Annotated in this window: 8 protein-coding genes and 1 pseudogene; 5 read left to right on the forward strand and 4 right to left on the reverse strand. The window is 53.3% G+C overall.

The window, feature by feature from the left end:
* Positions 1–2 precede the first annotated feature (2 nt).
* The 3 genes from mepA to prmB all read right to left on the reverse strand — a co-directional run bounded on the left by mepA (position 3) and on the right by prmB (position 2,940).
* Complete coding sequence (mepA, locus tag CS369_RS20805) at positions 3–830, reverse strand: penicillin-insensitive murein endopeptidase (RefSeq protein WP_196908534.1); 828 nt, start codon at positions 828–830, stop codon at positions 3–5.
* Between the two features lie 7 nt (positions 831–837).
* Positions 838–1,923, reverse strand: a complete 1,086-nt coding sequence (gene aroC, locus CS369_RS20810; protein ID WP_196908535.1) for a chorismate synthase — start codon at positions 1,921–1,923, stop codon at positions 838–840.
* An 84-nt stretch (positions 1,924–2,007) separates the two neighbouring features.
* Positions 2,008–2,940 carry a 50S ribosomal protein L3 N(5)-glutamine methyltransferase gene (prmB, locus tag CS369_RS20815; RefSeq protein ID WP_196908536.1) on the reverse strand — a complete coding sequence of 311 codons (933 nt, stop codon included), beginning with the start codon at positions 2,938–2,940 and terminating at the stop codon, positions 2,008–2,010.
* A 315-nt stretch (positions 2,941–3,255) separates the two neighbouring features.
* On the opposite strand from prmB, the gene smrB reads away from it, so the two are divergent.
* On the forward strand, positions 3,256–3,828 hold the full coding sequence (smrB, locus tag CS369_RS20820) for an endonuclease SmrB (protein WP_196908537.1): 573 nt from the start codon (positions 3,256–3,258) through the stop codon (positions 3,826–3,828).
* 52 nt (positions 3,829–3,880) lie between these two features.
* On the opposite strand, the gene sixA is transcribed toward smrB, so the two are convergent.
* The gene (gene sixA, locus CS369_RS20825; RefSeq protein WP_196908538.1) at positions 3,881–4,363 is read right to left on the reverse strand and encodes a phosphohistidine phosphatase SixA; all 483 of its coding nucleotides are present in this window, start codon (positions 4,361–4,363) and stop codon (positions 3,881–3,883) included.
* A gap of 910 nt (positions 4,364–5,273) precedes the next feature.
* On the opposite strand from sixA, the gene CS369_RS20830 reads away from it, so the two are divergent.
* From CS369_RS20830 to CS369_RS20845, 4 genes and pseudogenes are all read left to right on the forward strand, one after another.
* Entirely contained in the window at positions 5,274–5,807 is a 534-nt protein-coding gene (locus tag CS369_RS20830) for a spore coat U domain-containing protein (protein WP_196908539.1), read from the forward strand.
* 82 nt (positions 5,808–5,889) lie between these two features.
* The gene (locus CS369_RS20835; RefSeq protein ID WP_196908554.1) at positions 5,890–6,399 is read left to right on the forward strand and encodes a spore coat U domain-containing protein; all 510 of its coding nucleotides are present in this window, start codon (positions 5,890–5,892) and stop codon (positions 6,397–6,399) included.
* 109 nt (positions 6,400–6,508) lie between these two features.
* A complete protein-coding gene (locus CS369_RS20840) occupies positions 6,509–7,255 on the forward strand; it encodes a molecular chaperone (RefSeq protein ID WP_244665143.1) in 747 nt (248 codons plus the stop codon).
* A 36-nt stretch (positions 7,256–7,291) separates the two neighbouring features.
* Positions 7,292–7,918, forward strand: a pseudogene (locus CS369_RS20845) (hypothetical protein); the annotation flags it as partial.

Genomic DNA, 7,918 nt, shown 5'->3' on the forward strand with positions numbered 1-7,918 from the left:
ACTTAGTTCACCAACAGATGCTTATCGAATAATGCCTGGCACGAGGCCGGTAGCGGAGGTGGAGTTTTCACTGGCGCTTCAGGGCTCGGCTGGCGTGGCGTAAACCAACTGCTCAACTCGGCACCGCACCCATCACCTGCGGGTGGCGCGTCCTGATCCTGACATTCCAGACTGTCTGTCGGACAGCGTAACCGCACGTGCATATGCGCCCGGTGCGCAAACCAAGGACGCACTTTACGCAGCCAGTCACGATCCTGTCCCGCTTCCTGACACAGTTGTTTCTTGATGGCCGGGTTGACAAAGATGCGGGTGACCTCTTGATCCTGCGCGGCCAGTTTGATCAACGCCGTCACCTGCGGTTGCCACAAGCGTGGGTTGACCTGACGACCGTTGGCGGCAACCAAATCGATAGGCTGCGGTTTCAGAAGTTGCTGTGCCGTCCAGCGTTGCAGCGGCATCTGTAACCAAATATCCGCATCCAGACCGGACTGGTGACTGGCATGGCCGCTGCTGAATCGACCGCCTGCCGGCATGCCCATATCGCCCACCAGCACAATACCGCCCGTCTGCTTTTTCACATTGGCACTCAGTCGCGTGATAAACGCCAGCAAATCCGGATGACCGAAATAGCGGCGTTGATCGACACGCATCACCTGATAATTCACGGATTTCAACGGCAACGGCTGCGCACCGATAATACAACCGTTAGAGAACGCACCAATGGCCTGCGCCGTACCCGGCACCGGATGTGCGATCTCTTGCCACGGGGTTTTTGCCCATACGCACGCGCTTAACAGCACGGCAATGGCCCCCACCCACCCTTTTTTCATGTTTAGTTTACCAACGAGGAACCTGACTCACGACGTCCGCACACTGGGCACGCTGACGCAACAGATGATCCATCAATACAATCGCCATCATTGCCTCCGCAATCGGCACAGCACGAATTCCCACGCAGGGATCGTGACGTCCACGAGTGATCATTTCCGTTGCTTCACCCTGGCGGTTGATGGTTTTCCCCGGCACCGTGATGCTCGAGGTGGGTTTCAGCGCCAGATGCGCGACAATCGCCTGTCCGCTGCTGATGCCACCCAGTACGCCGCCCGCATGGTTACTCTGGAACCCTTGCGGGGTAATTTCATCACGGTTTTCGCTGCCGCGTTTGGTGACAACCGCAAATCCATCGCCGATTTCTACGCCTTTTACGGCGTTGATACTCATCAAGGCGTGGGCCAGGTCGGCATCCAGGCGGTCAAACACCGGCTCACCCAAACCAGCGGGCACCGAGTCGGCGACAACGCTGATTTTAGCACCGATGGAGTCACCCTCTTTTTTCAGGGCACGCATTAATTCATCCAGCGCATCGATCTTGTCGGCATCGGGGCAGAAAAACGGGTTTTGCTCGACGATATCCCACTCTTTCAATTCGCAGGTGACATCGCCCATTTGTGACAGATAGCCACGCACCTGAATACCGTGTGTCATTTGCAGGTATTTTTTGGCAATCGCACCAGCGGCCACGCGCATTACGGTTTCACGGGCTGAAGAGCGGCCGCCGCCGCGATAGTCACGCACGCCATATTTTTGTTCGTAGGTATAATCGGCATGACCGGGGCGAAATACATCTTTGATCGCACTGTAATCCTGAGAGCGCTGATCGGTATTTTCGATGATCAGGCCAATGCTGGTGCCCATGGTGATGCCTTCAAACACGCCGGATAAAATACGCACCTGATCCGGCTCGCGGCGCTGCGTGGTATAACGTGAGGTGCCAGGGCGACGGCGATTCAAATAGCGTTGCAGATCCGCTTCAGTCAGCGGAATGCCCGGCGGTACGCCATCAACGATACATCCCAACGCAATACCGTGGGATTCGCCGAACGTGGTGACGCGGAAGAACTGGCCAATACTGTTGCCTGCCATCACGGCTCCTTTCTGTATAACATTGCTATTTTGTACTGCATTATGATTTATAGTGCCGGGGCAAGCCCGGCATAACCGGTGTTTTTATTGCCGATACGCCGCAAAATGGCTGTGGCAATCCACCAGTTGATCTTTTGTCAGCATAAATACGCCATCACCACCGTGCTCGAACTCCAGCCAGGTAAACGGAATATCCGGATACTGATCCATCAAATGCACCATGCTGTTGCCCACTTCGCAGATCAGCACGCCCTGCTCATTAAGGTAATCTGGAGCACAGGCCAAAATGCGGCGTACCAGATCCAGCCCGTCATTGCCCGCCGCAAGGCCCAGTTCCGGCTCGCGGCGAAACTCCTGTGGCAAATCCGCCATGTCTTCCGCATCCACATACGGGGGATTGGTGACAATCAGGTCATACGCGAGCGGCGGCAGCGCGCGGAACAGGTCGGAGCGAATCGGCGTGACCTGCTGTTCCAGGCCGTGTTGCTGGATATTCTGCTCGGCGACGGCCAACGCATCGCTGGAGAGATCGACAGCATCCACTTCTGCGTCGGGGAAGGCATGCGCACACGCTATCGCGATGCAGCCGCTGCCGGTACAGAGATCGAGAATATGCTGCGGCTCATCGACGATCAATCCTGCGAACTGCTGGGAAATCAGTTCATCGATTGGCGAACGTGGCACCAGCACGCGCTCATCAACAAAAAGCTCCAACCCGCAAAACCATGCCTTGTTGGTCAGATAAGCCACCGGCAGACGTTCATTAACGCGACGAATAACGCGCTCAACCACACGCTGGCGCTCCGATACCGTCAGACGCGAGCCATACATATCCACAGGGAAATCAAGGGGCAAATACAAGGTGGGCAGCACCAGTTGCAGCGCTTCATCCCACGGGTTATCGGTGCCATGTCCATAATAGAGCTCGGCTGCGTTAAAACGGCTTACCGCCCAGCGCAACATGTCTTGCAAGGTATGCAGGTCTTTGACCGCCTCGTCGACGAAAATTTTATCCAAGTTAGTCCTCCACAGACCCCTCCTGTCCGGAAATGCCGCTTAGTTTGCCATGAAGCCAACGACAAATCAGCAGATATCACCCCGCCCGCGCAGAAATTCTCTGCGTTGCCTATCAATCGATTCTCCCCTTCTATTGTTTGGCAATTTCGGGTTTGCTATTAAAAAGGTAGAGCAGGCACTATTACAGGTTACACTGGGGCCCATGTCATTTATGGCAAATGCCGTATGAATTGATGCCCTAACGCCAGGCCGCCCCATCGGGAAGCAGATACGCCGACGTAATAAGGACCGTGAGAGACACAACGGGGTGACCGAATGAGTAAAAAACACGCGTTGAATGATGGCGACGCCCAGCTATTCCACGCCTCCGTGGCCGGCACCAAAACGCTGCACCAGGATACCTATGTACACCGTCCCCAGCGCCATCAGGTAGAAGGGAAGCTGCCGCCGCGCAAGGCGTTGCAGGAACAAGTAGATGCCAGCTTTTATTTTTCCGACGAATTTCAGCCCCAATTGGACAGCGGCGGCCCCACGCGTTACGTGCGCCCCGGCAGCAGCCATTACGAGCTAAAAAAACTGCGGCGCGGCGACTATTCCCCAGATCTGTTTCTCGATCTGCACGGATTAACCCAGTTGCAAGCCAAGCAAGAGCAGGGTGCCCTGCTCGCGGCCTGTCGCCGTGAACACGTTTACTGCGCCTGTGTGATGCACGGCCACGGTAAGCATATTCTCAAACAGCAAACGCCACTCTGGCTATCACAACATCCGGATGTACTGGCTTTCCATCAGGCACCCAAAGAGTTCGGCGGTGACGCCGCACTGTTGGTGTTGGTGGAACTGGATGCGGCGTACGGTCAGATAAAAGCGGGCACCGAACCGTCGCGCTAATGCACCCGGCTTGCGCGCTGTCGCCTGACATTTGCGACGGCGCAAGCCCAGATCAGGATTTAAGCGCCAACTGCGACGGGCTGATTTGCCAGTCGAACACACCAGCCCCCGACTGCGTATCCAGAGTAACGCAGGCCACCGCCGAGGTGGCAAACATCGGCGCAGCGGTTTGCGGGCTGAGTTCCGCCACCAGATACCCTACCAAGGGCAGGTGCGAGACGATCAATGCCGATTCGATCCCCTCACCGGCCAACTCCAGCAGGTAATCACTGACAAATGCGGCATCGCCGCCCGGCGTCAGCGCTGGCAGGCAATCTTCTTCATCAGGCAGGGAAAGGATATCACGCAAGGTGGACAGCGTTTGCTGGGCGCGGACATAAGGACTCACCAAAACGCGCGTAATGGCCATACTCTGGTCATGTAGCCAGAAAGCCATCTGACGCGACTCTTCAACACCACGCGCACTGAGCGGGCGAAGCGCATCACTGGCTGCGTCAGGTACCGCATCACCATGACGCATAATCAAAACTTGCATATAACACCGTTATAGTAAAAAACTTCGTTATATTATGCTGTTAACACATAATCCCCGATAAAGAAACCGCCATGTATACAAGGTCTGGACAGGGGAAACACGTGTCATTTTGTTGCAAATTTAACCGAAGCACGAACCGCTTTTTTACCTTAGATGGGAAGCTGGAGTCAACCGATTCGGGTAGGCTGCTAAGGCATGGTCATACCTTACTTCATCACCAGAACACGCATTGTGACAAGATTACACAGATGAATCATCAGGTTAAGTGACGGCCTTGTCACGATCGCGTATGGCAACAGAACAAAAAAAAGCGAAAAACAACATTTTTGCCACCACGGCAGGATTAAAAATCAGAGTAAAAATCCATTAAATCCAACCAAGTTAAAATTTAAAACTAACAGCGAACGTAATTTGGCTTTTTCATTTCTTTTTCCTTTTTATCAAATTCTTCACATTGTTAAACAAAGGGGAGGCATCTATCTTTATGAAGAGTGTTTTATGTAAGTTGTTATTAAATTTATTTAAAAGCTCACCATAACCTATTATTCAGTGCTGCTGACAATAACAGCAAAAGCACCGATTGCACCTTTATTTTCACTGTTTATACCCTAAATAATTCGAGTTGCAGGAAGGCGGAAAGTGAGGGGCTTACTTGAGTAAGTGGTTCGGGTAAATGAACACAGCCAACCCATAGGCAACGTGAAGTATAACAGGGATATATTGCCCACCAGAGAAAGCGATGCTTAAAAAAGGGATGAAGGTTTATACCCTGCATGCTTTGTCCATTTTCTCCGCGCCAGTGTGTTGCGGTGAGAATGAAAAATCTGCGCGCTGCCACGCTTTCCTATTTTAAAAACGCCATTGCGTTTAACGGAATTATCGTGCGCGGTGCTTGTATGAAGGAAGGGCAATGAATAAGCAAAAAGCAGCGCTCGCCGCACTCTCCTCTTTATTTATGTTTATGCCAACAACGTTTGTCGAAAGCGCCACCATTACTGGCAATATCGTTGTTTCCCTGACGGTAAACTCGACACGTCTGGTTAACAACGTGAGCAGTGGCACATTCGGAACGTTAGCGTTTGGCCAGGTAGCGGATTTAAACAACAACGTAGACGCGGAGGTGGGTACTACTGGCCTTTCGATGCTGTGTTCGTCAGGCACCGCCGCCGTACTCACTATCGGGGCTGGCGCAAATGACGCCAGTGCCGTACGCCGTCTTACCAACGGCGCAGGTACCCCCACACTGATTTCCTATCGGCTTTACAGCAACAGTGCGCGCTCAACGGAAATTGCTATCGGTGGCACTATTAACGTTCCTGCGGGAACCGGTGTAGCACAAGCAGTGCCTATCTATGGTCGAATTGTTGCGTCCGAGCAAACGTTCAAATATCCCCCTGCGGGCAACTATACAGACACCATCACAGCAACGCTTACCTGGAACTGATAAACAGGAGAACCCTATTGCCATGAAGGCTTGCACAGGGAAAACCAGGGGCATCAGCGCATGGCGGTTTTTCCGTGACCTTATGCCGCTGCTGGCAATACTGCTGAGTTTTGCTAATCCGGTGTTGGCGGTAACGGTCAATGCGTCCTTTGACGTGACGGCCACCTTGCAAAATGGCTGTCTGTTTGGCGTTAACAGCAGTAGCTCAAGCAATATGGGAACCCTCAGTTTCGGTTCACAAAGTGCCACCGCCACTAATGTGGATGTGGCCAGCAGTGCAGGCAGCGGATCAATCGTCGTCACTTGCACGCCCGGCGCATCAGTCTCCATTGCGCTCGATTACGGCACAAACGGCGGCAGCAGTGCACAGCGCTACCTGAAAAACAGCGCAGGAACACGCACGCTGCCCTATCAACTTTACCGTGATGCCGCTCGTTCTCAGGTATGGGGTACTGGCACGCTGGCGCTCACCGTGTCCTCTTTTCCCAGCACGTCACAAACCTATACGGTATATGCACGCTATTTTGGCGCAACGCCGCTGCCTGCGGCCGGGCAATATACCGACAGCGTCACCATCAACGTGACGTATTAACCGCAATGTATGAGGCGAGCGGCGGTCATTGAGATAGGCGTAGAAGTGTTAGTCATTACGGCGTTTTTAAAAATAATAAAGCGTTGGCATGAAAATAACGAAAAGTAGTGTGAGTCGATTTTTATCTATTGCCGTACTGTTTGTCTGTTCAGGCACATTTGCCGCCAGTTCTTTACTGGTGTGGCCGATTTACCAAATCATCGAGGCCCATAACAGCAGTTCAGCACTATGGCTGGAAAACAGGGGGAATAACACCGTAGGTTTGCAAATTCGCATTATGGCCTGGCGTCAGATGCAGTATGAAGATCGCTACGCCGATCAAACCGAAGTGATACCCACACCGCCCTTCATTAAACTTGAACCGGGTCAGCGTAGCATGATCAGGTTAATGCGTGTTGCCTCGTCATCAACAACTCAGGAACGTGCTTTCCGTATCGTGATTGATGAGATAGCCACACCTTATCTGCCGCAAACCAATAACGCTCCCTCTGGCGTTCAATTCCAGATGCGTTATCTGTTGCCATTGTTTCTACGGGGCTCAGGCCACGATAAGCCTAATACTGTGGCGGCTCCCTTGCAACTGCACTGGCGCATTGCCCCGGTCGACGGAAAGCCCTACCTCTATTTGCGTAATGAGGGCCAAACGCATGCCCTCCTGAATAATGTGTTTTGGTCCACCTCACCACAAGGAAAAGGCCCTCGTACTATCATCAGTGAGGGATTTTTAGGGTATGTTCTACAGGGCCAGGAAATGCTCTGGCCGCTTTCAGCATCAGCGGCGACCCCCGGCGCAAATGCCATTCTGTATACCCATTTAACGGATGCCCCTGATCCTGTCGTTATCACTCGCGACTAAGCCTGATGTCAGGAAGGTTGAAGCATTTAGCACAGCGTGTTTGCCCAAGCGTATTTCTGTTTGCGGGGGGCGTTATGCTGTGCGCATCAACTGTGTTTGCCACCGAGAAGTTCGGCGACTTACCGCCCCCGCCTACCGCCCCCCCCCGCTCAGCAACAAGCCCTTTATTATCTGACGCTGGCGGTAAACGGATACAGTGATAATCTGGTCGTTCCCGTTAGCGTCAATGGCGATCGCTACGCCGCGGAAGCCAGCGAACTCGCCCGCAGGCACATAAAACTGCCAGCCAGTGCCACAGGACAGGTAGAGATCAACGCGCTGCCCGATGTGACGGTGTTCTATGACAGCCAGGTGCAGCAACTCCAACTGACAATACCTACAGAGTGGCTGCCACAGCAGCAGCTCAACGCAGGTGATGGCAGCGGCACACCGCGCCTGTCTGCACGTAGCAGCACCGGCCTGCTGTTTAATTACAACCTGTTTTATACTTCACCGCCACAGCAGGGCGACACGATGAACGCGCTGATGGAACAGCGCCTTTTCAGCGACGACGGTACCTTGTCCAATTCGGGGCTGTGGGTGATAAAATCTATGGTCACCCCCCGTTTTTGCAACACTGATTTTCGATTGATGTTGGGCTTGCTTAAATCTATCCGGCGTCTT

The organism is Candidatus Symbiopectobacterium sp. 'North America', assembly GCF_015762685.1.
GTDB lineage: Bacteria > Pseudomonadota > Gammaproteobacteria > Enterobacterales > Enterobacteriaceae > Symbiopectobacterium.